A 24,426-nucleotide genomic window follows, 5' to 3' on the forward strand; every position below is an offset into this window, starting at 1 on the left:
GATCGGTTCGTGGCAGGCCGGCGACGCCACCGAGGGCCTCGCCCATTTCGGTCGTCGCTACGACGACCTCGCGACCGAGGTCTCGCTACTCGAGGCGCGACTGACGTCGGGCGCCGGAGACGCCAAGAAGACCAAGGCTGCCGCCATCGCTCTGTCCGAATCCCTCTCGACCGCTGCAGTGATCGGTGACCTCGACGCTTTGGCTCGCCGACTCGACGTGATCGTTGCCGGTTCCGACGAGGCCGCAGCGCACGCGAAGGAAGAGAAGGAACAGTCGCGCGCGGCAAGCACCGCCCGCAAGGAGGCCCTCGCAGTCGAGGCCGAGCAGATCGGCTCGGAGTCGACCCAGTGGAAGACCGCGGGTGATCGACTGCGCGAGATTCTCGACGAGTGGAAGACGATTCGCGGAATCGACCGCAAGGTCGACGACGCGCTGTGGAAGCGGTACTCCAAGGCTCGCGAGTCCTTCAACCGACGACGTGGAGCGCACTTCGCCGAACTCGACCGGGATCGTGCGAGCGCCCGTTCGACGAAGGAAGAACTGGTCGAGCGCGCCGAGAAGCTGTCGACCTCCACTGAATGGGGACAGACCGCCGGGGAATTCCGCGATCTGCTCAGCGAGTGGAAGGCTGCCGGCCGCGCACCGCGCGAGGCCGACGACAACCTGTGGAAGCGCTTCAAGGGCGCTCAGGACGTGTTCTTCGCCGCGCGCAACGCTGCTGCATCCGAGCGCGACGCCGAATTCGAGCAGAACGCAGTCGCGAAGGAAGAGCTGCTCGCTGCGAACGCGAACATCGACCCGGCGCACGGACTCGAGAATGCTCGTGCAGCGCTTCGCGACCTGCAGGAGAAGTGGGACGCGATCGGCAAGGTGCCGCGCGACCGAATGCAGGAACTCGAAGCGAAGCTCCGGGCCATCGAAACCAAGGTGCGCGACGCGGTCGACGCCGAGTGGCGTCGCACCGATCCGGAAGCACTTGCCCGGGTCGCGCAGTTCAAGGAGCGGGTGAGCCAGTTCGAGGAGCAGGCCGCCAAGGCTCAGGCTGCCGGCAAGACGAAGGACGCCGAGAAGGCTCTCGCTCAGGCCAAGCAGTGGCGTGAGTGGGCCGAAGCTGCCGAAAGCGCCGTCAACGAGTAATCGACGACGAGCTGTAAAGACAACAAAAACGCCGGCTGACTCCGAAAGGAGTCAGCCGGCGTTGTCTTGTGCTTTGGACGGACTGCCTGCTGTGTCAGCCGACGTTCCATTCCTGATGCTTCTCGGCTTCGGCCGCAGCAATCCGGCGTTGCTCCTCGGCAGCGAGCTGAATGTTGGTTCGTGTCCAGACCACCTTGAGCCAATGGAAGGTCAAGAACACGACGGCAAACCATCCGATGATCAGCCCGATCGACGGTCCTGCCACATTGAAACCGGCGGGAATGGTCTGACGCGACCAGACGGCCATCATGCCGAGAGCGCTCGCCACGGCACTGCCGGCGAGTGCGACCCAGGCCAGACTCCAACGCCGCGTGACCAGCGCGAGCATCGAGAATCCGATGCCGAAGATGACGACGAACCACACGAACAAGCGTGAGAACAGTGCAATCCGTTCGGTTTCCGCGTCCTGGTTGTACGCGAGCACATCCCAGCCGTTCGCAACTCCCGCATGGGGCAGGGCAAGGGTGCCGACCAGCACGAGCACCGCAACCGCGACAACCATGGCGCGCACACCCGGATCGATTTCTCCCGCGACCTTGCGTTCCGCGTCGTCGAGATCCTTGCGGTAGCCCTCGAAGGCGTCGTCGCCCGGCTGTGGTGTCGTGTTCTCGTGTTGCGAGGTCATGCGTTGCATCCCATCTGGACGGGTTGTGGGGCCGGGGCACCGATCTTCGGTAGTCCGAGACCTACGCCGATGGGCGGGGTCTTGGGTGTGATGCCCTTTTCGAACGAATCACCGGCGCGGGTCCGACGGTGCGTGAGCACTCCGTCATCTGCCACGAGGTGATGAGGGGCTCCGTGGGTGACGACGACCGTCACCACGTCACCGGGTCGGATTGTGCCGTCGAGGTTTCCCTCGGGGCGGAAATGCACCAGGCGGCCGTCTCGCGCGCGACCACTGAGACGTTGAGTCGCCGCGTTCTTCCGACCCTCCCCCGCTGCCACCAAGAGTTCGACCTCGGTGCCGACGAGCTTGCGATTTTCCTCGATGTTCACTTCTTCCTGAACGGCGAGCAATCGCATGTAGCGTTCCTGGACAACCTCTTTGGGAAGCTGATCGGCCATCTCCGCCGCCGGCGTGCCCGGGCGCTTGGAGTACTGGAAGGTGTAGGCGTTGGAGAATCGCGCCTTACGCACGACGTCCAGCGTCTCCTCGAAATCCTCCTCCGTCTCCCCCGGGAACCCGACGATGATGTCCGTGGTGATGGCGGCGTGCGGCATGGCGGCGCGCACCTTCTCGATGATCCCGAGGTACTTCGACTTGCGGTACGAGCGCTTCATCGCTTTGAGAACCTTGTCCGAACCGGACTGCAACGGCATGTGCAGCTGCGGGCAGACGTTGGGAGTGGTTGCCATCGCTTCGATGACGTCGTCGGTGAATTCTGCCGGGTGCGGCGATGTGAACCTCACCCGTTCGAGGCCGTCGATGTGTCCACATGCCTTCAAGAGGGAGGCGAAGGCTCCGCGATCGCGCGGTTGCTCCGGATCGGCAAACGACACGCCGTAGGCATTGACGTTCTGTCCGAGCAGGGTTACTTCCGAGACACCCTCGTCGACGAGTGCCTGCACCTCGGCCAGAATGTCGCCGGGACGTCGATCCACTTCCTTGCCACGCAGGGCCGGAACGATGCAGAACGTGCACGTGTTGTTGCAGCCCACCGAGATGGAAACCCAACCTGCATAAGCAGATTCGCGCTTGGCTGGCAGTGTCGACGGAAACGCCTCGAGTGCGTCGAGGATTTCGACCTCGGCGCGCTGATTGTGACGCGCACGATCGAGCAGCGCGGGCAGCGAGCCGATGTTGTGAGTGCCGAAGACGACATCGACGAACGGCGCCTTCTTGACGACGGTGTCACGATCCTTCTGCGCCAGGCACCCGCCGACCGCGATCTGCATGTCGGGGTTCGCCTCCTTGTTCGGGGCGAGCTGGCTGAGGTTGCCGTACAACTTGTTGTCCGCGTTCTCGCGGACCGCACACGTGTTGAAGACGACAAGATCAGGATCGGTTCCGGTCTCCGCCTTCGAATACCCGGCGTCCTCGAGCAGACCGGACAGTCGCTCGGAATCGTGGACGTTCATCTGACAGCCGTACGTCCGCACCTCGTAGGTGCGAACAGACTTCGCAGTCGGCTCCGGAACTGCAGTCGGCTCCGGAAGTGCAGGGGACATTTCGTCGATCAGTGACACGCTTCAGCCTAGCTCACGTCCACTACGACGTGTAATAACGCCCTGATAAACAGCCGAAACGCGACATAAACGTCGTCACAGTAAAATTTCCATTACATATGGCAAGAACCATGGCGAAATCACGGGCGTCGACGCAAACTACGCCTAAGGTTCTCGTTTATGACCCAAGCCGACGATGCGACGACGCCGACCACCTCCGGCGATTCCACATCCATGATTTCGATGACCTCGGTGAACAAACACTTCGGGGAACTTCACGTCCTGCAAGAGGTCAATCTCGAGGTACCCAAGGGCCAAGTGGTGATCGTCCTCGGTCCGTCGGGCTCCGGTAAGTCGACTCTGTGCCGCACCATCAATCGCCTGGAACCCATCGACTCGGGCACCATCGCCGTCGACGGCAAGACGCTCCCCGAGGAGGGCAAAGCACTTGCCGCACTTCGTGCCGACGTCGGGATGGTCTTTCAGTCCTTCAACCTGTTCGCACACAAGACGATCCTCGAGAACGTCATGCTCGCACCGATGAAGGTCCGCAAGGCGAAGAAGGACGAAGCCAAGAAGACGGCGCAGGCATTGCTCGAGCGCGTCGGTATCGCCAATCAGGCCGACAAGTACCCGGCGCAGCTTTCCGGCGGTCAGCAACAGCGCGTCGCGATTGCTCGCGCTCTTGCGATGCAGCCGAAGGTGATGTTGTTCGACGAGCCCACCTCCGCTCTCGACCCCGAGATGGTCAACGAGGTTCTCGACGTCATGACTTCCCTCGCCAAGGAAGGCATGACCATGCTCGTGGTCACGCACGAGATGGGATTCGCCCGCAAAGCCGGCGATCGTGTGCTGTTCATGGCTGACGGCCAGGTCGTCGAAGACACCACGCCCGAAGAGTTCTTCACCCATCCGAAGTCGGATCGGGCCAAGGACTTCCTCGGCAAGATCCTCACTCACTGATCACAGTCCCCTCCGACAGTCCTGTCCTCGTCCACAAGACAACTTGCTCGACTGCACCGTTCACCTCGGCTGCACCGTTCATCTCGACTGCACCGTTTGCATGTCGACAACTGAGAGGATCTTCATGAAGATCAATCGCTCCGTCCGTTTCGGAATCGGAATCATGGCTATCGCGTTCGCTGCCACGGCTTGTGGTGGCGGCGAGGAGAGCAAGTCGATCAGTGAGAACGCTGCTGACGGCAAGCTCACCGTCGGCATCAAGTTCGACCAGCCAGGACTCGGCTTGCGCAATTCGGACGGCACGTACACAGGTTTCGACGTCGAGGTCGCGAAGTACGTCGCAAACGAGCTGGGCGTGAAACCGGAGAACATCACGTTCAAGGAATCACCGTCCGCCCAGCGCGAGACGTTGATCCAGAACGGTGAGGTCGATTACATCGTCGCCACGTACTCCATCACGGACGCTCGCAAGGAGAAGGTCGGATTCGCCGGACCGTATTTCGTCGCCGGCCAGTCGCTGCTCGTCAACGCGGACAATACCGACATCACCGGCCCCGAATCTCTGAACGGCGGCAAGATTCTCTGCTCGGTGGCTGGTTCCACTCCCGCACAGAAGGTCAAGGACACCTACGCCAAGGACGTCCAGCTCCAGGAGTTCGACACCTACTCGGCGTGCGTCGAGGCGCTACGCAATGGCAAGGTTGACGCAGTCACCACCGACGACATCATTCTTGCCGGCTACGCGGCTCAGTCCCCCGGCGCATTCCGTATCGCCGGTGAGCCGTTCACCACGGAGAATTACGGCATCGGCTTGGCGAAGGACGATTCCGAAGGTCGCGGCAAGGTCAACGATGCCATCGAGAAGATGATCTCTTCCGGTGCGTGGGCCGAAGCATTCAACGAGACGGTCGGACCGTCCGGTTACACGATGCCCGCTCCGCCCACCGTCGACCGATACTGATCCAACTGAGCAGTAGCCATTCCAGGTGGGATTTCCATATTCGGAAATCCCACCTGGGCAAGCACTTTCAACAACGACCCATGAACTGGGGAGACCGTAAGTGAAAATAATCGACGATTACGGAAGCCAGATACTCGAAGCGTTCTGGACCACTATCCAGCTCACGATCTTCTCGGCGATCGGCGCATTGATCCTCGGAGTGATTATTGCCGCCATGCGGGTGTCACCCGTACCCGTGGCCCGATTCCTCGGCGCCGCCTACGTCACTGTCTTCCGCAATACGCCGCTCACCCTGATTCTGCTCTTCTGTGTGTTCGGTCTGTACCAAACTCTCGACATCAGTCTGGCATCAACCAGTTCGTCAACCTTCGTGATCGACAACAACTTCCGTTTGGCGATCCTCGGACTTAGCGTCTACACCGCGTCGTTCGTGTGCGAGTCGATCCGCGCCGGAATCAACACCGTCCATGCGGGACAGGCAGAAGCAGGACGATCCCTAGGGCTGACCTTCCTCCAGAACCTCCGACTCATCGTTCTTCCTCAGGCATTTCGCGCCGTGATCGCACCGCTCGGTAGCGTCCTCATCGCTCTGACCAAGAACTCCACCGTCGCCGCCGTCATCGGCGTGTCCGAGGCATCGAAATTGATGAAGGAGATTCTCGAAAACGAAGCCGCACTCTTCTTGACCGCAGGAATCTTCGCCGTCGGCTTTGTCATCTTGACGCTGCCGACGGGATTGCTCTTCGGCAAACTCGCCAAGAAATTCGAGGTCGCACGATGACCAAACAAGCAACCGTTCTTTACGACGCGCCAGGCCCGAAGGCCCGGGCACTGTACCGATTCGCGTCGGTTGTCGTAGCCGTCCTCGCCCTCGCCATTGCGTTGGTCGTGTATCGCGCGCTCGACGACAAAGGGCAGTTGACATCGGCCAAATGGGATCCCTTCCTACAGGCGGACGTCTGGACGACCTATCTGCTTCCCGGCATCAAAGGCACCTTGATCGCGGCGGCACTATCCATCGTGCTTGCACTGATCCTGGGCGCAATTCTCGGCATCGGCAGATTGTCCGATCACCGCGCAGTACGCGTTGTCAGTGGTGTCATCGTGGAATTGTTCCGCGCAATTCCCGTACTGCTGCTGATCATCTTCATGTATGCGGTTTTTGCCGAGTACAAAATTGTCAAGCTCGACTACTTGGCACTCTCCGCCGTCGTGGTGAGTTTGACGCTCTACAACGGATCGGTGATCGCGGAAATTGTTCGCTCGGGAATCAACTCACTCCCCCGTGGACAAAGCGAAGCCGCCAAAGCTCTCGGCATGCGCAAATCTCAAATCATGGTGACGATCTTGCTACCCCAGGCGGTCACAACCATGCTCCCCGCACTGATATCGCAAATGGTTGTTGCACTCAAGGATTCAGCGCTGGGCTACATCATCGGCTACACCGAACTTGTTCGGCAGTCCACGCAATTGGGCGCTGCATTTCAGAACTACCTTCCGGCACTCATGGTGGCTGCGGTCATCATGATCATCCTGAACTCCTCGCTCACGTACCTGGCAACCAAGGTGGAGAAGCGCCTGCGGTCCGGGAAGCGAAAGGGCAAGGGGCCCGTCGCGGCTCCGGTTGGCGACGCTGCCGTTTCGGTACCGGGTATGGACCTGACCAAGCCGTGAGCTGATCGACCTGCTGTTCCACTGACACGAGGAGCGGGGTGTGTCACCGAATCCGGTGACACACCCCGCTCTTGGTATTCGATGCCAACGGTGCTTTTTGCCTACGGTCTGGTTACCTACAGCTCTGCAGCAGCCATCTCGGCTTTGACCACCTCGTACGACATCCCAGCTGAATATCCCTTGCGTGCCAGCATCGAGACCAGTCGACGCGTGACCTTGTCACGATCATCGACGGGCTTGTTCTTCAGCTTCCGCCGAACCAGCTCCGCTGCTCGCTCGCGTTCATCTTCCGGATCGATCTGTGACAACGCTTCGGAAGCGGTGTCCTGGTCGATTCCTTTGAGCCGCAACTCGACTGCAAGCGCACGCTTTCCCTTGCCCGAGTACGTATGCCGCGAATGAACCCACTGGTTCGCGAAGTCTGCGTCGTCGATCAACCCGATTTCTTGGAGTCGATCGAGGACCTTGGCAATGATCTCGGGCTCGAAGCCGCGCCCGCTCAGCTTTGTTTCCAGCTCGGAACGACTGCGCGCCCGGTCGGTCAGGAGGCGTAGGCAAGCATCTTTGGCCTGCGCCTCCGTCCCACCTTCTGCGCGTTGCGACGGCTTCTCGGATCGTTGACGGGATCGACGCCGAGGAGCGCCGTACTCTTCACGAGCATTCTCGCCGTTGTCACCGTCGTCGAAGCTCATGACTGAACTCAGAAGTCGGCGGGAGCTTCGTCGGTTGCAGTGACGTCAGCACCGATACCGAGCTTTTCCTTGATCTTCTTCTCGATCTCGTCACGGATATCGGTGTTCTCCAGCAAGAACTTACGAGCATTTTCCTTGCCCTGACCCAACTGGTCACCTTCGTAGGTGTACCAGGAGCCGGACTTGCGGATGAACCCGTGCTCGACACCCATGTCGATGAGCGAGCCTTCCTTGCTGATGCCCTGGCCGTAGAGAATGTCGAACTCGGCCTGCTTGAACGGCGGCGCGACCTTGTTCTTGACGACCTTGACGCGAGTGCGGTTACCCACTGCGTCGGTACCGTCCTTGAGAGTTTCGATACGACGGATGTCGAGGCGGACCGAAGCGTAGAACTTCAGTGCCTTACCACCGGTGGTGGTTTCGGGAGAACCGAACATCACACCGATCTTCTCGCGAAGCTGGTTGATGAAGATGACGGTGGTGCCCGAGTTGTTCATGGCACCGGTGATCTTGCGCAGCGCCTGGCTCATCAGTCGAGCCTGCAAACCGACGTGGCTGTCACCCATCTCGCCTTCGATCTCGGCGCGAGGAACAAGAGCGGCCACGGAGTCGATCACGACGATGTCGAGGGCGCCTGAACGGATCAGCATGTCGGTGATTTCGAGGGCCTGCTCACCCGTATCGGGCTGCGAGACCAGGAGTGCATCGGTATCGACGCCCAGCTTGGCTGCATAGTCGGGATCGAGTGCGTGCTCCGCGTCGATGAACGCCGCGATGCCGCCGTTGGCCTGAGCATTGGCAACTGCGTGCAGTGCCACGGTGGTCTTACCCGAGGACTCCGGGCCGTAGATCTCGATGACGCGGCCACGCGGCAGTCCGCCGATACCCAGCGCGACGTCGAGCGCGATGGAACCGGTGGGAATGACGGCGATGGGCTGGCGGACACCCTCACCCAGGCGCATCACCGAACCCTTGCCGAAGTTCTTGTCGATCTGCGCCAACGCGAGGTCGAGTGCCTTGTCCCGATCAGGTGCCTGTGGTGCCATCGTGATCCCCATCCTTGTTTCAGTCTTCAGTGCCTGCCTGAGCAGACTCCGTCTCTTCAGCGCCTGCCTGAGCCGACCCTGTTGGTGTGTTGCGATCAGAGTAGATCCGGCCACCGACAGACTTTTCGATCTTGCTTTAGCGCTTGTCGATCACCGCGTTTGTAGGTCACCGCGTTTGTAGAACATCGAAAGTTCGCAGTTACCAAAGAAGCGTCACCACCGAACAGGTTCAGCATAGACGAACACGTGTTCGAACAGAAGATGGGAGACGTTCGACACGCCGAAGAATCAGCGGCGGGCGGGTGGTACGTCGAACTCCACACAGAGCGCACGCCACACTTCGCGAGGCTCCCAGCCTGCTTCGACGGCCTCCGCGGCAGTCATTCCGTCGAGACTCTGGAGTACATGGTCGATCAGCATCGAGTCGCCTCGTACCTGCCCGAACTCTTCGCGCACCATTTCATGAAATTCGGTCAACCGCACAGCCGCCACCGTAGTCCACAGAGCGGTGCACCTGCATTCAGGCGCAACGTGCTCACGCCGTCACACCTCCGTTGACCACCTGTCGGCACACCGCCACCGGATCGGTGACCTGCGACGCAGTCGCGGCAGCCGCTCTCGCAGCTTCCGCGAATCGTTTGTCGGAGAGCAACTGCAGTACGGCATCGCGAATCGACTGAGCATCTGCGGGCCGCACGATCACCGACGTCCCTGCCCGCGCAGCGCGATTGGCCAACTCCCACTGGTCCCCGCCCCCGGGAACGACGACCGTCGGCACGCCGGCCAGCAGGGCCTTCGCCAACATGCCGTGCCCGCCGCCACATACCAACACCGACGCGTCACGCAGCATCGCGTCCTGGCGTCCGAGACCTGCACGAACCCAATCGGGATGCTCGCCTTCAGCCCCGTCGAGCATCGACGCGATCAGCCGCACACCGGCTCCGCCGAGTCCTTCGACCGTGCCCTCGAACATTCCCACTGCGCCGGTGTGCGCCGTGGAGGGCGCCACCATAACCAGCGGTTCGTCACCTGGCGGTGGATCCAGAATCACCTCGGTCGGCTCCCACAGAAGCGGTCCGACGACGTGAGCGCGCTCCGGCCAGTCGGGGCGAGGCACTTCGAGTGCCGGAAGTGTTGCGATCAGCCGCGCTTGCGGACCGGGATCCAGAGCGGGCAGTCCGACACCGACACGGGCCTGGGATCGCTGGGCCAACCCTTGCTTGATCGAACGTCCCGTCGCTGCGCGCATCAGGGTATCGCGGAGTCGACCACGAATTCCGACGCCGGGAGCGAGCCCACTGCCGATCGGCGGCAACCCCCGTGAAGGTGAGTACAGCGGGTGAGGCGAGAGTTCCACCCACGGGATGCCAAGTCTTTCGGCGGCCAATCCGCCTCCGGCAGTGAGGATGTCGGAAACGACGAGATCCGGAGAGACGGACTTCAGGTCGGGAAGCAGTTCGGTGGAAATATAGGCGGCGCGCGAATGAATCCGAGCGCCTGCATCAAGATCGTCGTCTCCCGGCCGCGGGGCCAAGCCCTTGAGCGGCTCGGCTTCCACGCCGGCTGCTCGCGCTGCCTCGACCCACCGGGTCCCCGTGTACAGGATCGGTTCGTCGCCGGCCTGGATCAACGCCAGCGACAACGCTATTGCGGGAAAAGCATGACCCGGGTCCGGCCCGGCAACAACGGCTACACGCACCGGATCAGAGTGTCACACCGAGTGAAAGGCCTGTTCCGCCGCACCCAGTGCGCGTTCGCGATCCGAAGCCACCAATCCGATTCTCGTCCTGCGATCGAGGACGTCGTCGACGTCGAGGGCGCCTTCATGCGACACCGCGAAATCGAGCTCGGCACCGCAGATCTCCAAGTCCGCAACCGACCGGAGACGATCGCCGCTCGCCGCGGCAACGACCTCGGCCTCGGTGCCGTATCGCGCCACCAATGACGCGGGTGCCTTGATCTTCTTCAATTCCGCCGGTGATGCAGCGCCTACCAGCGGCAACGCGCGTGTCCGACATGCCCCGGCGCTCAGCGACCCGACCTCGACCGCAGCGTCGACGGCGTCTTCGGCCATCTTGCGGTACGTCGTGAGTTTTCCGCCCACCACCGTGACCAAGCCCGAGTCCGAACGGACTACAGCGTGATTGCGCGAGAGGTCGGCCGTCGAGCCTTCACCGGTGTCCAGCAGCGGACGCAGACCCGCGAAGGTCCCCAAGACGTCCCCACGGGTCAGCGGAACTTCCAACGCCGTGTTCACGGTGTCGAGCAGGAAGTCGATCTCGTCCTCGGACGCCGACGGCACGTCTGGCACCGGCCCCGGCGCTGCTTCGTCGGTCAACCCGAGGTAGATCCGGCCGAGCTGCGCGGGCAGGGCGAAGACGAAACGGTTGGTCTCGCCGGGAATCGGCACGGTCAGCGCTGCCGTGGGGTTCCCCAATCGCGCTGCATCGAGCACCAGGTGCGTCCCGCGGCTTGGGCGCAGGGTGATGCTGGAGTCGACCTGATCAGCCCAGACACCGGTCGCATTGATCACGACGCGGGCACGCATCAAGAACTCGGATCCGGTCAACTCGTCACGCAAGGTGGCCGACGTTCCGGATACGTCGTATGCACCGACGCGGGTCAGGATTCGCGCGCCGTGCGACGCTGCGGTTCTGGCGATACCGACGACGAGGCGGGCGTCGTCGATGAGCTGCCCGTCGAACGCGGTCAAGGCGCCTCGTAGGTTCTCCTGCTTGACCGCGGGAGCCAATTCGCGCGCCCGCGCAGCGCTGACCGTCCGTGATCTGGGCAGCACCGAAGCCGGGGTTCGCGCCGACATGCGCAGAGCGTCACCGGCCAGGAAACCGGTACGCACCAGGGCCTTCCCGAAGAACGACGTTTCGGGCAACAGCGGTACGAGTTGAGGCATGGCGCGAACGAGGTGAGGCGCGGTGCGCGTCATGAGAATGCCGCGCTCGACCGCACTTTCACGCGCTATACCGACATTGCCGGAAGCCAGGTACCGAAGGCCGCCGTGTGCGAGTTTCGAACTCCAGCGGCTGGTGCCGAACGCGAGGTCGTGCTTTTCGACCAGCGCAACACTGAGCCCACGAGTCACGGCGTCGAGAGCGACACCGACACCGGTGATTCCGCCGCCGATCACCAGGACGTCGACCGAATCGCCGTTCGCCAACTGCTCGAGTTCACGAGTACGCCGTTGTGCGTTGAGCGCTGAATCGCTGCCTGCTGAATCTAGGGGGCTCACAGCTATTCTCCCGAATTCTTGACGGGTGCCAGATAAGCAGCGACCGCATATCGAAGTTGCTCGACCGACGCATCGGAGGAAAGCTCCGGCTCGAGAGTCGGGGCAGAAATGACGACGGACTGAGCCATCAGTAGAACCATCGCCGCGATCTCGTTGACGCTTCCCTCGCGAATCGAACCATCCTGTTGGCCGGCCGCGACAACGGATGTGATCAGCTCGAGAATCGACTTCTGGCTCGCGCCGAGCCGGTCCACGATGTAGGTCGTCAGCAATTCTTGATCGGCTTGCCGAATTTTCACGAAGAGCGGATGGTCGCGAATCTGGCCGACGACGTCACCGATCGCCTCCACGAGCAACGTGCCGGCAGACCCGTTGAAGGTCACCTCGGGCAGCACCGATCGGATCTCCCGGGTGAGCAGGTCCGCGACGACAGCTCGCGTGTCCGGCCATCGCCGGTAGACCGTCGGTCGGCTCACGCCGGCGCGACGCGAGATCTCGGCAAGTGTGGTTCGCTGCATTCCGAAATCGAGGACACACGACCTTGCTGCGTCGAGAATCACGTCGTCGATCTCGCGGCTGGGGATGCGCTGACCATCTGCCTTGCGAGGGGCAATTGAGTCATCTGCGTTACGGATTACCATCGTGTGTAACACAATACCGGACAAGTCACCGGTAATCCCGTCGGGACTTGCGATTTCTCTCGCTCAGAGATCATCAGAAATAGTACAACTCGAAACCAACTGCTCGCTCGGCGTCGAAACCAGGCTTCGGTCCGCTGACCATGTCGATCTGTGCGCGCGCCTGTTCCCGGATCGGCGTGGAACTCAGCGCCGCCAGATATCGCGCATGTTCCGCGAGCGAATCCACGGCGCGATCGACCGTCGACGTCACGTCGACAAAGTGTGTGGGAGTCATCGTATTGACCGCAACCCACCGAACACCGGGCCACGGCGCCAGTCCCTGCGCCGTCAACGAGGGAAAGATCCATTCGTTTGCTGCGTCGGCAGTTGCGTCGAGAACGCTGATCCCGAGTGCACGGTGATCTGCGCTGTTCAGATAGCCGGGGCCCCAGGTGTGGGAGAAGTTCATCGTCACCACCAATTCCGGACGGTGGCGGCGAATTGCTGCGGCGAGAGTCGAGCGCAACTCCAAGCCTTCCACGAGACGACCGTCGGGCAGGCCGAGGAACTCCACCTCACCGACACCGACGATCGCGGCCGAGCGACGCTCTTCTTCCTCGCGGATCGGGCCGGACTCTTCGGGCGACAGACCGGCGATTCCGGCCTCGCCGCGCGTGGCCAGGACATATCGCACGTCTTTGCCGCGATCGGTCCACTGCGCCACTGCTGCGGCTGCGCCGTATTCGATGTCATCGGGATGCGCCACGATGACAATCGCGCGCTGCCAGTCCTCGGGGAAGTTTTCCATAGGGCAGATCTTGCCCGTCAGAACCGCGAAGCGGGCGAATTGTCGTCACTTCCCGACATCGCCTTCACCAGGAAGTAGATTCCGAAGCCGACAGCGCCGACCACCAGAACCCAGAAAAGCCCCTTGATCAGCGCACCGACCACCGCGAGTGCGACCCACACCAGTACGACGGCCAAAACGATCTTCCAAAACATGCTTACCTCCAACGTGCCGTTGAATAATCAGTCGAATCGGACAGGTGCTGCGTCGTCCGTAGAACCAGCCTGACAGGTCTGGCGTGACAAAGCAGCAGCTCAGCGGCAAGTTCAGGTAAAGATCAGGGTTCACCCCGAGACCGGCCCTCACGCAGGTCAGGTGTCCAACCCATGGGAGCTTGCTCCTGGCGTAAACTCGCGAAGTTCGATCCCGTATGCCGAAGGAGCACGTCCGCAGTGTCTACGACCCGTTTCCCCGCTCGCGATCTCGCGCATGTAGCCGTCTTCGCCGCACTCATCATCGCGCTGGGCCTACCCGGGTCGATCAACATCGGCATTTCCGGCGTGCCGATCACCCTTCAGTCCATGGGCGTCATGATGGCCGGCGCTCTACTCGGACCGCGCAAGGGTGTTCTCGCCGTCCTGACGGTCATTGCTCTGGGATTGGTCGGTCTACCGGTCCTTGCCGGCGGTCGCACCGCACTCGTGTCTCTCTCGAGCCCGACAGCCGGATTCCTCATCGGTTGGATCCCGACGGCGTTTGTCATCGGATGGCTGACCGCCAAGATGCTGCCCAAGTACCGGATCATCGCGGGCATCGGCATCAACCTCCTCGGCGGCGTCGTCGTTCTCTACGCGTTCGGCATCGTAGGAATGATGGTCCGCGGACACATGAGCTTCGTTGCCGCATGGTCGGCCAACGCCGCCTTCATCCCGCTCGACGCCGCAAAAGCAGTCGTCACCGCGTTGGTCGCGTCCCAGGTTCACCGGGCATACCCGGCACTACTGCGCGACTCGGTGATCTCGTCGAACAAGACCGTGGTGGCGAATTAATCTCCGATGAGTGAGATCGTCTTCGAGAACGTCGGACACAGCTTCGGTGAACGAACGGTCCTGCAGCAGATAGATCTGCGACTGAGCGAGCAGCGAATCGGAATCGTGGGTGCGAACGGAAGCGGCAAGTCGACGCTCGCTCGCATGATCAACGGACTGGTCGTTCCAACGGAAGGACACGTCCACGTCAACGGCTTGGACACGGCGAAGAAGGGCCGCGACGTACGCAAGCAGGTCGGATTCGTCTTCACCGATCCCAACCACCAGATCGTGATGCCGACGGTTGCCGAGGACATCGAATTCTCGCTCCGCCGTAGCGGATTGGGCAAAGCCGAGCGCGCCGCAAAGGTGGCCTCGGTGCTCGAACGCTACGGCCTCGCCGGGCACGCCGACCATCCCACCCACCAGCTTTCGGGCGGGCAGAAACAGCTCCTCGCGCTCGCGGCCATCATGGTGACGGAACCGAACGTACTCGTCGCCGACGAACCCACCACGCTCCTCGACCTTCGCAACTCTCGGCTGATCAGCTCGGTATTCGAGTCACTCGATCAGCAACTGATCGTCGTGACCCACCAACTCGATCTCCTCGAGTCCTTCGAACGGGTGTTGGTCGTCGACCAAGGCCGCGTCGTCGCTGACGGTTCCCCCGCCGACTCCATCGATCACTACCGGTCGTTGGTCTCGTGACCACTCTCGGCGTCTACCGTCCGGGCCGCTCACTCCTGCACCGGATGCCGACGGGAATCAAGCTCTTCGCCTTGGTCGTGGCCATCCTCGCCGTCTCGATCTTCGTGCGTGAGCCGTGGCAACTGGCAGCTCCCACGATCGTCGTTGTGGCCCTGTACGCGATTGCGCGCATTCCTCCGATGACTGCAATCCGGCAGCTGCGTCCGGCGCTGTGGATGTTGCTCTTCATCGGGGCGTTCCAGCTGGTAGTCGCGGGATGGCAGCGAGCGGCCGTCGTTTGCGGGGTTCTGATCATTTCGATCGCCTTCGCGGCGATCATGGGTCTGACCACACGGATCTCCGAGATGCTCGACGCGATCACCAGATTTCTGACACCCTTGCGACGCTTCGGCGTCAATCCCGAACGGATCGCCTTGCTCCTCGCAATGACGATCCGGTGTATCCCGCTGATGTTCGAGGTCATCACACAGGTGTCCGAGGCACGCAAGGCGCGAGGGCTCGGATTCTCGCTGCGATCCTTCGCAGTGCCGGTCATCGTCGGCACCCTGATGACCGCGGACGCAATGGGCGAAGCATTGGCGGCCCGCGGCGCCGACGACTGAGATTTCGAACAGTGTGCATCGATCAGGCGCGAGAGCCGATCAGTTGTACTTGCGGGTGATGTCGTCCACCTCGCCGATGGCGTCGGCAAGCGCCGAGAGCCGCTCGGCGGCCGCGTGCAGCGCCGAAAGCTCTCGGTTGAATCCCACGAGCGCCGACGGGCTGTGAGGCGCTGTCAGAGCAGCTGCCGAAGTCACCAGATCCTCGTACTGATCCAACCCCGACTGCAACTCACGGACTGCGCCGTCGATGGTGGGATCAAGAGGTTCGGTTACCTTCGGCGTCGCGGCCACAGCGCGTTCCATCGCGACGACATCCGAAGACACCGCGAACATCGCTCTCAGTGCCGAATCGGCGGTAACAGTGATTTCGTCCAACTCACCGGGGTCGATGGTGTCGGCGCGTCTGAGCACACTCAAGATCTCGAACAGCGAAGTCTCGGCGCCGATGAGGCGAGACATCGGGATGAACGCGCGAGACGACGACGGTGGCAAGCGCCGGCGAATCGGCGCCGACGGCGGTGGGCCGGAACTCATCGAACGGTAACGGCCGACCGCGATGACGGCGGGAACCGCGAACAGTGCCGCTCCCCCGCCTGCCACGACCACCGACCACTCGGGGGCCGACGCAACAGCAAGGCCGGCCGTGCCGACCACTGATCCGCCGGACATGAAACCCCAACGCTGAGCGCGTCGACGTGCACGGGCACGTTTGCGCTCGAATTTGGCGCGCGGGTCCTGCCACCGCCGAGCGGCATCCGCCGCAGACAGTCCGACCTCGCGCAATGTGTCCGCGGTGCGTCCCAACGCTCCGAAGGCGCCGGATACGGAAACGGGAACGGCCGACCGGGGCTCGCGCCCAGATCGACCGTCTCGTGAAGAAAACATCAGAGCATCACTGCCGACATCGAGGATTCGGCTACTGCCCGGTCTGACCGGCAGCCGGGGGCTGCTTCTCGACGGACGGAGTCGCAGGAGTGGCTGCTGCGCCGCCGGAAGGCAGTGCCTCGCCCTTCATGGAAGCACGAATCTGCTCGAGGCGACTGTGCCCTGCCATCTGGACCGAGGCCTGCTGGACCTCCATCATGCGGCCTTGAACGGAGTTCTGGGCGAGCTCGGCAGAGCCGAGTGCGTCGGCGTAACGCCGCTCGATCTTGTCGCGCACAGCATCGAGGCTGGGTGTGTTGCCGGGAGCCGACAGCGTGCTGTCCATGGACCGAAGGGACTCGCTCACGCGCTCCTGCATCTTGGCCTGCTCCAGCTGGCTGAGCAGCTTGGTGCGCTCGGCAACCTTTGCCTGCAGAGTCATCGCGTTCTGCTCGACAGCCTTCTTGGCCTGAGCGGCGGCCTGCAAGGACTGGTCGTGCAGTGCCTTCAGATCTTCGACGCCCTGCTCGGCCGTCACCAACTGGGCCGCAAAAGCTTCGGCAGCGTTGGTGTACTGGATCGCCTTGTCGTTGTCGCCGGCAGCAGCGGCCTGATCGGCGAGGTTGACGGCCTGGCGCGCGTTGGCGTTGAGCTTTTCGACCTCGTCGAGTTGACGGCTGAGCTTCATCTCGAGTTGACGCTGATTACCGATCACCGACGCAGCCTGCTGGGACAACGCCTGATGCTGGCGCTGTGCGTCCTCGATCGCCTGCTGAATCTGAACCTTTGGATCTGCCTTCTCATCGATCTTCGAATTGAAGAGCGCCATCAGGTACTTCCAGCCCTTGACGAAAGGATTAGCCATTGGTTTGATCCTGCCTCCATCTGATGCGCCGCGCCGAACGCGACCCGGAGCGCGACCGTCGCGCACCGAAACAAGGGCTGCGCCCTATCTGCTCTGACCCCACCTGCTGGAAACCGGCGGTTACGTACAAAATCTATCGGTTACGGCCGGTAGTGGCTACGCCGCCGCCAACCTTCGAGCGTTCGGTGCCGGAATCACGACGCGGGTGTCGCGTGCGATAGTCGGCGAACCAGAAGCCGAGACAGAGCCGGAAGCAGACACGGCAGGTTCGGCAACCTGCCGACCAGCTACCGGAGCGCTCTTCTTCGTGGCCAGGGTCTCGCTCACGTCGACCAGCACGTCGGACAGTGGGACTGCGAGCGCATCACAGATCGCCGCCAACAATTCGCTCGATGCTTCCTTACGCCCACGTTCCACTTCGGACAGATAGCCCAAGCTCACACGCGCGCTGTTCGACACCTCACGTAGCGTGCGGCTCTGCGAAACGCGCGTACGCCGGAGACTGTCACCGATTGCCTCACGCAATAGCAGCGCCATCTCGCTCCTCCTTCATCCGTGACCTCATCGTGCATGGTCGTACGTCTTCACAATCGTCAACGTCCGAACACATCCGATTGGTTCCCGAGCCTATCGTGCCGCACGCTCTGCGACACGATCACGTAACCGCGACACGGCAGTTGCGACTGCGGTTGTCCGAATCTCCCACCGTTCGCCGCCGAGCGCGAGCGGTACGCATTCGGTTCCGTCCGGGCCGGCGATACCGAGAAACACCGTTCCGACCGGGTGTCCGTCCTGCTCACTCGGACCGGCGACTCCGGTCAGTCCGATACCCCAGTCGGCGCCGCACCTCGTCCGGGCGCCGAGCGCCAACGCCACGGCGGTGCTCTCGGACACGGGGCCGTCCGTTGCCAGACGCTCGGGATCCACGCCCGCCAGCGTCGCTTTCAAGTCGGTCGCATACACGACCAGGCCCCCACGCAGCACCGCGCTCGACCCCGGCACGGACGCGACCGCAGCCGTGAACAATCCAGCCGTCAGAGATTCGGCGGCGGCGACAGTCTGCCTCGCGGCGCCAAGGGCGTCGACGAGTTCGACCACTCCGAGTGCGAGCAGCGGGTCCGTCATGACTCGACTGCGCGAACTCCGGCGCGAAGCCTGATCGCCTGCACGATGTATTCGATTCCCGTCGCCACCGTCAGCACGACGGCAGCAGCCATCAGCAATCCGCTGACGATGTCCCAACTGCTCGGCAGCGGGCAGAGGTAGAACCCGATCGCGACGGCCTGCACGAGGGTCTTGAGCTTGCCGCCCTTGCCCGCCGGGATGACCGCGTGCCGCAGTACCGCGAACCGCAACAGCGTGATTCCGAGTTCTCTGGCGATGATCACTCCGGTCACCCACCACGACAGATCGCCGAGAACCGAGAGCCCGATCAGCGCGGCTCCGATCAGCGCCTTGTCCGCGATCGGGTCCATGAGTTTGCCGAAATCGGTGACCAGACCGTACTTCCGAGCCAATTGGCCGTCGATCCGATCCGTGATCGCGGCGACGATGAACACGCCCATTGCCCCGAGACGCCACCACGTCGAGTGTCCGCCGTCGACGAACAGAACAACGAGAAAAACCGGAACGAGAACCATTCGGACCATCGTGAGAATGTTCGCGATGTTCAGCAACGGAACCGGGTTGTCCGCGACAGGTGTGCCGTCGGACGGGCCGACGGCGGCGCGATGGGCGTCGGTCTGATCGCGCGGGGTACTCATCGGATCACCGCACAGGCGGTGAGCCGAACCCGGGACAAAGCCGAGCGGCGCGGGAATTGCGTGGGGCGGACAGGCACGCGACTTAGAATATCGGTAGGGCCATTGACTAATGTGCACCACATGACTTCGACCGCGCCGACCTATACCGAGAGCCAGTTGATCGTGCGTCGCGCGCGAACGTCGGACATCCCCGAAATCAAGCGTCTGATCGACATCTACGCCGGCAAGATCCTCCTCGAGAAGAATCTCGTGACGCTGTACGAGGCAGTCCAGGAGTTCTGGGTCGCCGAGCGAGGCGGCCAGGTAATCGCTTGCGGCGCACTGCATGTGCTGTGGGCGGACCTGGGTGAGATCCGCACCGTCGCAGTCGATCCGACCGCCAAAGGCCAGGGCGCAGGTTTCCACGTCGTCGACAAACTCATCGAGGTCGCCAAGGAATTGGAGTTGGAACGGTTGTTCGTTTTGACGTTCGAGACCGAGTTCTTCCACCGTCACGGATTCGCGGAGATCGACGGCACCCCCGTCACCGCCGAGGTCTATGCGGAAATGTGTCGGTCCTACGACGCCGGCGTCGCCGAGTTCCTCGATCTGAGCTATGTGAAACCCAACACACTCGGCAATACTCGCATGCTCCTGACTCTCTGAACCGTTCAGACTCTTCACACACCACCATCTCGATCACCAGCCCCGAAAGCGGTTCACGATGTCGTTGTTCCTCGTCGAATACACCTACGCGCCCGAGAAGAACGCTCAGCGCGACGAAGTCCGTAGCGATCACCGCGCGTGGCTCGCGGATCTGGTTTCCCGCTCGATCGTCTTGTCATCCGGCCCGTTTGCAGATGGAAACGGCGCGCTGATCATCGTCGACGCCGCAGACGCCGACACCGTTTCCCTCCTCTTCACCCACGATCCGTTCGCGATCGCCGATTTGATCGAGAAGGTCCGGATCACCGAGTGGGTTCCGGTGTTGGGTCAGTTCAGCGCCTGAGAGCCCCGGCCCCGGCTTACTCCCCCGCCCGGTCGCGAGTCTTCAACAGGCTCGCGACCGTCGTCACCGCCAATACTCCGATGATCACTCCGAGTGAGAGTGCCGTGGAGATTTCCGGGACGGAGACGTGTTCACCTCCGTTGACGAACGAGAGGGTGTTCTCGTGCAACGCGTGAAGTACCAATTTCACACCGATGAACGCCAGGATTATCGAGAGCCCGTACGAGAGATAGACCAGCCTTTCGAGCAACCCACCGATCAGGAAGTACAGCTGCCGTAGACCCATCAGCGCGAAGGCGTTGGCGGTGAACACCAGATACGGTTCCTGGGTCAGACCGTAGATCGCCGGAATCGAATCGAGCGCGAAGAGCACGTCGGCAAACCCGATTGCGATGAGCGCCAACAACAACGGTGTCACGACGCGCTTGCCGTCGATCCGGGTGATCAGTTTGTCCCCATCGTATTCCTCGGTTGTCGGCAGCACCCGCTTCACGAGTGAGATGATGCGACTGTCGCGCTTCTCCTCGGCTTCCTTCTCATGCCCGTGATCGCGGATCAGGGTGTACGCGGTGTAGATCAGGAACGCACCGAAGAGGTAGAACACCCAGCTGTACGCATTGATGGCGGCCGCACCGACTCCGATGAAGATTCCGCGCATCACCAATGCGAGGACGATGCCGATCAGCAGGACTTTCTGCTGGAACTCTCGCGGGACGGCGAACGTCGACATGATGATCACGAAGACGAACAGATTGTCGACCGAAAGCGCCTTCTCCGTGACGTAGCCGGCGAAGTACTCACCGCCGTACGTGGTGCCCCAGATCCACATCACGACGAATCCGAAGACGATGGCGATCGAAATGTAGACCGTCGACCAGAATGCGGACTCCCGGAACGTCGGCGCATGCGGAGTGCGGACGTGGGCGAAGAAGTCGAAGACGAACAGGCCGAGGATCACCACGATCGTGATTCCCCAAGCCAACGGCGTCACATGCACGGGTTCCTCCGGTCGTCTGTCGACGGCTTGTCCGCCGAGGTGTCGCTACTCGTCTGCGGGTGCCTCGTCCGGGTCGCCACCGCGAATCGACCACAGCAGACCGTCGAGTTCCTCAGGCTTCATCAAAACCTCGCGTGCCTTGGAGCCCTCGCTGGGGCCGACGACGCCACGATTTTCCATGAGATCCATGAGTCGACCGGCCTTGGCGAACCCGACGCGCAGCTTGCGCTGCAGCATCGACGTCGAACCGAATTGACTCGTGATCACCAGTTCCACGGCCTGCAAGAGGACGTCCATGTCGTCGCCGATGTCGGGGTCGACGTCCTTCTTCTCCCCGGCCTTCTGTGCGGTGACACCTTCGGTGTACTCGGGCTCGGCTTGGTTCTTCGCGAAGTCGACAACCGCAGAGATTTCCTCGTCGGTGATGAACGCGCCTTGCATACGGGTCGGCTTGCCGGCGCCCATGGGCAGGAACAAGCCGTCACCCATACCGATGAGCTTCTCGGCGCCGGGCTGATCGAGGATGACTCGCGAGTCCGTGAGCGAGGACGTCGCGAACGCCAGACGCGAAGGCACGTTGGTCTTGATCAGGCCGGTGACGACGTCGACGGACGGGCGCTGCGTTGCCAGCACCAGGTGGATTCCGGCAGCGCGGGCTTTCTGGGTGATGCGGACGATTGCTTCTTCGACGTCGCGCGGAGCGGTCATCATGAGGTCGGCCAACTCGTCCACGATCGCCAGGATGTACGGGTACGGGCGGTAGACGCGCTCGCTGCCCAGCGGCGCGGTGATTTCCCCGGACTTGACCTTGGAGTTGAAGTCGTCGATATGACGCACCCGGTTGGCCTGCATGTCCTGGTAGCGCTGTTCCATCTCCTCGACCAACCAGGCCAGCGCTGCCGCTGCCTTCTTCGGCTGAGTGATGATCGGCGTGATCAGGTGCGGGATACCTTCGTACGGCGTGAGCTCGACCATCTTGGGGTCGATGAGGATCATCCGTACTTCTTCCGGCGTTGCTCGGGTGAGCAACGAGACGAGCATCGAGTTCACGAAGCTCGACTTACCCGAGCCGGTCGAACCTGCCACCAGAAGGTGGGGCATCTTCGCGAGGTTCGCACTGACGAAGTCACCTTCGATGTCCTTACCCAGACCGATCACCAGCGGATGGTGATCGCGTCGAGTGCTCGGCGCGTTCAAAACGTCGGCAAGGCGAACCATTTCGCGGTCGGAGTTCGGTACCTCGATGCCCACCGCGGACTTACCCGGAATGGGGGCCAGGAGGCGGACGTTGTCGGTAGCCACTGCATAGGCGATGTTGCGGGCGAGCGCGGTGATCTTCTCGACCTTCACGCCTGGGCCGAGTTCGACCTCGTAGCGCGTCACCGTCGGTCCGCGGGTGAAACCGGTAACAGCGGCATCGATCTTGAACTGTTCTAGGACTTCGCTGATCGCCTCGATCATCGCGTCGTTCGCAGAACTGCGGAGCTTGGGCGGGTCTCCCTCGATCAGCAACGTCGTCGGCGGGAGGTTGTAGTCGCCGTCGGTGACCCGATCGGTGACGAAGTGTTCCTTCTCCTCCGGCTCCGGTTCGGGTTTCGGCACGGGCTTGGCGATAGGGACGGAACGGGCCGGCACCTTGGGGCGCGGCGCCGGAGTCTCCACCACGGGCGCTGCCGCAGCCGCGACGGGCTCGTCGGGTACTGCGGTGTCGTCGGCGTTCCACAGTCCGAGGACTTCGGTCTTCTTGTCGCCCGACTCGAACTCGTCCGTCGGGTAGTTGTCGATCGGTGCGCGTCGGCTGGGCCGCTTGGCGGGCTTGAGCGGCGGCTCGGCGTAGGTGTCGACCGGGTAGCCGTCGGCGTCGAACAGTGAAGGATCGTAAGCAGATTCGCCGTAGTGGTGCTCACCGTCCTCGTCGAATTCGGATCCGTAGTCGCCGTATTCATCCGAGCGATACGAGGCGCCGAAGAAGGACTGGAACTTGCTCGGCACCTCACGCAGAGTCGTTCCGGTCAGAAGGAGGATTCCGAATCCGGCGGCGATGACCAGCAGCGGCGCAGACAGCCAGACGGTGAGCCCGTTGGTGAGCGGGCCGCCCACGACGTATCCGACAAACCCTGCGCCGTTGGAGCGACCGGTGGCGTCTGTCGGTGAACCCGAGATGATGTGCCAGAGGCCGAGCGCCGGCAGACCGACCAGCAGCGATCCCATGATCAGTCGGGGCCGGATCTCAGGTTTCGGTTCGGTGCGCATCAACAGGATCGCGAGGCCGACGCCGACGATGGGGAGCACGGCCGAGGCCGCGCCGAAGATCGCCCGCACGAGGGTGTCGATGCCGCCGCCGATCGGACCACCGGCCTTGAACCAGACGCCACCGGCGATGACGACGCTGAATGCGATCAGGCCGAGCGCTATTCCGTCGCGGCGGTGGCCGGCTTCGATCTCGCCGACCTTACTGACGGTGCGTGTGGTGGCGCCGACGCCGCGGGCAGCCAGGGACCACCCGGCTCCGATTCCCTTGCCCACAGCGGCCAACGGGCTGGCCCGCTGAGAGGTTTTCGATACCGGGCGGCGCGCGGCCGACGACGTACCGGACGCCTTCTTGGGCGCCGGCTTGGAGCCTTTGCCCGACGCGGGGCGCCCACCAGCCCTGGCCGAAGTCGTGACATTTCGAGGAGTCGATACGGTTCGCGTGGTGCGCGAGGCACGAGGTTTTGCGGTTGCGCGCGCGCTCGGAGTAGAGGCTGACGACCTGGTCGATGCCCTGGACGTAGACGTGCTTGTACTGGATCCCCGGGCGCTCGACTTACCTGCCATGGAGTTCAGGCTAGTCTGTGCGACCCCATCTGGACCATCCGCAACACCAGCAACACTGGTGGCGAGTGCGAAACGTGATCTTCACAACCCGTCTGTCGAGCTCGGCTCCGGCAGAAGGGGGCCATCAGAAACTGCGATCGAGCGCCATCACGGATTGAACGTCGGCCAGTTCACCTTTGGCTTCGATCTTCACCTCGTTGCGACCGAAAGCGTGCAGCAGCAACTCGGCGGGTTCACCCTGCAGGACAACACTGCGAGAGCCGGATTTGTGGACGACCGCACTCTCGCCGGACGGAAGTTCGAAAATGACCTCGACAGCGGCTTTGCGGTAACCCATCTTGCCGATCTGCCGGGCGTACTTCCACAGCTGAGCCTGCCGACCCTCCGACAACGGACGCGGCGCCCAGTTCAGATGTGCGCGTCGTACATCTTCGTGGTGG

27 protein-coding genes and 1 pseudogene are annotated in these 24,426 nt (G+C 62.5%); 10 read left to right on the plus strand and 18 right to left on the minus strand.

Features of this window, described 5'->3' with window-relative positions:
- On the plus strand, positions 1 to 1,138 hold a 1,138-nt coding region (locus ACYP01_RS23650; protein ID WP_459682745.1), incomplete at its 5' end, for a DUF349 domain-containing protein.
- A 94-nt stretch (positions 1,139 to 1,232) separates the two neighbouring features.
- On the opposite strand, the gene ACYP01_RS23655 is transcribed toward ACYP01_RS23650, so the two are convergent.
- Entirely contained in the window at positions 1,233 to 1,823 is a 591-nt protein-coding gene (locus ACYP01_RS23655) for an Rv2732c family membrane protein (protein ID WP_003942155.1), read from the minus strand.
- Positions 1,820 to 3,367 (minus strand): tRNA (N6-isopentenyl adenosine(37)-C2)-methylthiotransferase MiaB, encoded by a 1,548-nt coding sequence (gene miaB / locus ACYP01_RS23660; RefSeq protein ID WP_047271495.1) that lies wholly within the window; start codon positions 3,365 to 3,367, stop codon positions 1,820 to 1,822. The genes ACYP01_RS23655 and miaB overlap by 4 nt, the downstream gene beginning before the upstream one ends.
- A gap of 231 nt (positions 3,368 to 3,598) precedes the next feature.
- Between miaB and gluA the strand changes: the two genes are divergently transcribed.
- From gluA to ACYP01_RS23680, 4 genes are all read left to right on the plus strand, one after another.
- Entirely contained in the window at positions 3,599 to 4,327 is a 729-nt protein-coding gene (gluA, locus tag ACYP01_RS23665) for a glutamate ABC transporter ATP-binding protein GluA (RefSeq protein WP_007735175.1), read from the plus strand.
- A 124-nt stretch (positions 4,328 to 4,451) separates the two neighbouring features.
- Positions 4,452 to 5,288: a glutamate ABC transporter substrate-binding protein gene (locus tag ACYP01_RS23670; RefSeq protein WP_030535553.1), complete on the plus strand. Its 837-nt coding sequence runs from the start codon at positions 4,452 to 4,454 to the stop codon at positions 5,286 to 5,288.
- A 100-nt stretch (positions 5,289 to 5,388) separates the two neighbouring features.
- On the plus strand, positions 5,389 to 6,069 hold the full coding sequence (locus tag ACYP01_RS23675; protein WP_030535554.1) for an amino acid ABC transporter permease: 681 nt from the start codon (positions 5,389 to 5,391) through the stop codon (positions 6,067 to 6,069).
- Positions 6,066 to 6,962 (plus strand): amino acid ABC transporter permease, encoded by an 897-nt coding sequence (locus ACYP01_RS23680; protein ID WP_030535555.1) that lies wholly within the window; start codon positions 6,066 to 6,068, stop codon positions 6,960 to 6,962. The genes ACYP01_RS23675 and ACYP01_RS23680 overlap by 4 nt, the downstream gene beginning before the upstream one ends.
- A gap of 116 nt (positions 6,963 to 7,078) precedes the next feature.
- On the opposite strand, the gene recX is transcribed toward ACYP01_RS23680, so the two are convergent.
- The 8 genes from recX to ACYP01_RS23720 all read right to left on the minus strand — a co-directional run bounded on the left by recX (position 7,079) and on the right by ACYP01_RS23720 (position 13,581).
- Positions 7,079 to 7,654 carry a recombination regulator RecX gene (gene recX / locus ACYP01_RS23685; RefSeq protein WP_042450677.1) on the minus strand — a complete coding sequence of 192 codons (576 nt, stop codon included), beginning with the start codon at positions 7,652 to 7,654 and terminating at the stop codon, positions 7,079 to 7,081.
- Between the two features lie 8 nt (positions 7,655 to 7,662).
- Positions 7,663 to 8,700, minus strand: a complete 1,038-nt coding sequence (gene recA / locus ACYP01_RS23690) for a recombinase RecA (protein ID WP_007735170.1) — start codon at positions 8,698 to 8,700, stop codon at positions 7,663 to 7,665.
- Positions 8,701 to 8,988: 288 nt separating this feature from the next.
- A complete protein-coding gene (locus ACYP01_RS23695; RefSeq protein WP_003942185.1) occupies positions 8,989 to 9,183 on the minus strand; it encodes a DUF3046 domain-containing protein in 195 nt (64 codons plus the stop codon).
- Positions 9,184 to 9,235: 52 nt separating this feature from the next.
- Complete coding sequence (locus ACYP01_RS23700; protein ID WP_459682749.1) at positions 9,236 to 10,399, minus strand: glycosyltransferase; 1,164 nt, start codon at positions 10,397 to 10,399, stop codon at positions 9,236 to 9,238.
- 12 nt (positions 10,400 to 10,411) lie between these two features.
- On the minus strand, positions 10,412 to 11,947 hold the full coding sequence (locus ACYP01_RS23705) for a glycerol-3-phosphate dehydrogenase/oxidase (protein WP_459682751.1): 1,536 nt from the start codon (positions 11,945 to 11,947) through the stop codon (positions 10,412 to 10,414).
- Between the two features lie 2 nt (positions 11,948 to 11,949).
- Positions 11,950 to 12,588 carry a TetR/AcrR family transcriptional regulator gene (locus tag ACYP01_RS23710; protein WP_003942216.1) on the minus strand — a complete coding sequence of 213 codons (639 nt, stop codon included), beginning with the start codon at positions 12,586 to 12,588 and terminating at the stop codon, positions 11,950 to 11,952.
- Between the two features lie 73 nt (positions 12,589 to 12,661).
- A complete protein-coding gene (locus tag ACYP01_RS23715; protein WP_003942135.1) occupies positions 12,662 to 13,375 on the minus strand; it encodes a PIG-L deacetylase family protein in 714 nt (237 codons plus the stop codon).
- Positions 13,376 to 13,392: 17 nt separating this feature from the next.
- Positions 13,393 to 13,581: a hypothetical protein gene (locus ACYP01_RS23720; RefSeq protein WP_020907519.1), complete on the minus strand. Its 189-nt coding sequence runs from the start codon at positions 13,579 to 13,581 to the stop codon at positions 13,393 to 13,395.
- Between the two features lie 225 nt (positions 13,582 to 13,806).
- Between ACYP01_RS23720 and ACYP01_RS23725 the strand changes: the two genes are divergently transcribed.
- From ACYP01_RS23725 to ACYP01_RS23735, 3 genes are read left to right on the plus strand one after another with little or no spacing between them, the layout of a single operon-like run.
- On the plus strand, positions 13,807 to 14,403 hold the full coding sequence (locus tag ACYP01_RS23725) for a biotin transporter BioY (protein ID WP_007735162.1): 597 nt from the start codon (positions 13,807 to 13,809) through the stop codon (positions 14,401 to 14,403).
- A gap of 6 nt (positions 14,404 to 14,409) precedes the next feature.
- The gene (locus ACYP01_RS23730; RefSeq protein ID WP_007735161.1) at positions 14,410 to 15,090 is read left to right on the plus strand and encodes an energy-coupling factor ABC transporter ATP-binding protein; all 681 of its coding nucleotides are present in this window, start codon (positions 14,410 to 14,412) and stop codon (positions 15,088 to 15,090) included.
- Complete coding sequence (locus ACYP01_RS23735; RefSeq protein WP_042922628.1) at positions 15,087 to 15,692, plus strand: energy-coupling factor transporter transmembrane component T family protein; 606 nt, start codon at positions 15,087 to 15,089, stop codon at positions 15,690 to 15,692. Before ACYP01_RS23730 ends, ACYP01_RS23735 begins: the two co-directional genes overlap by 4 nt.
- Before the next feature lie 39 nt (positions 15,693 to 15,731).
- On the opposite strand, the gene pspM is transcribed toward ACYP01_RS23735, so the two are convergent.
- The 5 genes from pspM to pgsA all read right to left on the minus strand — a co-directional run bounded on the left by pspM (position 15,732) and on the right by pgsA (position 19,184).
- Positions 15,732 to 16,577 carry a phage shock envelope stress response protein PspM gene (gene pspM, locus ACYP01_RS23740; RefSeq protein ID WP_020907518.1) on the minus strand — a complete coding sequence of 282 codons (846 nt, stop codon included), beginning with the start codon at positions 16,575 to 16,577 and terminating at the stop codon, positions 15,732 to 15,734.
- A 31-nt stretch (positions 16,578 to 16,608) separates the two neighbouring features.
- Positions 16,609 to 17,421: a phage shock protein PspA gene (pspA, locus tag ACYP01_RS23745; protein ID WP_003942098.1), complete on the minus strand. Its 813-nt coding sequence runs from the start codon at positions 17,419 to 17,421 to the stop codon at positions 16,609 to 16,611.
- A gap of 156 nt (positions 17,422 to 17,577) precedes the next feature.
- Complete coding sequence (locus ACYP01_RS23750; protein ID WP_003942191.1) at positions 17,578 to 17,958, minus strand: helix-turn-helix domain-containing protein; 381 nt, start codon at positions 17,956 to 17,958, stop codon at positions 17,578 to 17,580.
- Between the two features lie 90 nt (positions 17,959 to 18,048).
- Positions 18,049 to 18,546 carry a CinA family protein gene (locus ACYP01_RS23755; protein WP_003942100.1) on the minus strand — a complete coding sequence of 166 codons (498 nt, stop codon included), beginning with the start codon at positions 18,544 to 18,546 and terminating at the stop codon, positions 18,049 to 18,051.
- Positions 18,543 to 19,184, minus strand: a complete 642-nt coding sequence (pgsA, locus tag ACYP01_RS23760) for a CDP-diacylglycerol--glycerol-3-phosphate 3-phosphatidyltransferase (RefSeq protein ID WP_003942125.1) — start codon at positions 19,182 to 19,184, stop codon at positions 18,543 to 18,545. Before pgsA ends, ACYP01_RS23755 begins: the two co-directional genes overlap by 4 nt.
- Positions 19,185 to 19,304: 120 nt before the next feature.
- Here pgsA and ACYP01_RS23765 point away from each other — a divergent pair, with 120 nt between their 5' ends.
- Positions 19,305 to 19,829: an amino-acid N-acetyltransferase gene (locus tag ACYP01_RS23765; RefSeq protein ID WP_007735157.1), complete on the plus strand. Its 525-nt coding sequence runs from the start codon at positions 19,305 to 19,307 to the stop codon at positions 19,827 to 19,829.
- Positions 19,830 to 19,887: 58 nt separating this feature from the next.
- Positions 19,888 to 20,172 carry a YciI family protein gene (locus tag ACYP01_RS23770; protein WP_003942124.1) on the plus strand — a complete coding sequence of 95 codons (285 nt, stop codon included), beginning with the start codon at positions 19,888 to 19,890 and terminating at the stop codon, positions 20,170 to 20,172.
- A 16-nt stretch (positions 20,173 to 20,188) separates the two neighbouring features.
- On the opposite strand, the gene ACYP01_RS23775 is transcribed toward ACYP01_RS23770, so the two are convergent.
- From ACYP01_RS23775 to ACYP01_RS23785, 3 genes and pseudogenes are all read right to left on the minus strand, one after another.
- Complete coding sequence (locus ACYP01_RS23775) at positions 20,189 to 21,169, minus strand: TerC family protein (RefSeq protein WP_054188534.1); 981 nt, start codon at positions 21,167 to 21,169, stop codon at positions 20,189 to 20,191.
- Between the two features lie 45 nt (positions 21,170 to 21,214).
- The gene (locus ACYP01_RS23780) at positions 21,215 to 23,986 is read right to left on the minus strand and encodes a DNA translocase FtsK (protein WP_218748348.1); all 2,772 of its coding nucleotides are present in this window, start codon (positions 23,984 to 23,986) and stop codon (positions 21,215 to 21,217) included.
- A 124-nt stretch (positions 23,987 to 24,110) separates the two neighbouring features.
- A pseudogene (locus tag ACYP01_RS23785) lies at positions 24,111 to 24,426 on the minus strand (TIGR03085 family metal-binding protein); the annotation flags it as partial.

It is taken from the genome of Rhodococcus sp. no. 34 (assembly GCF_054589475.1).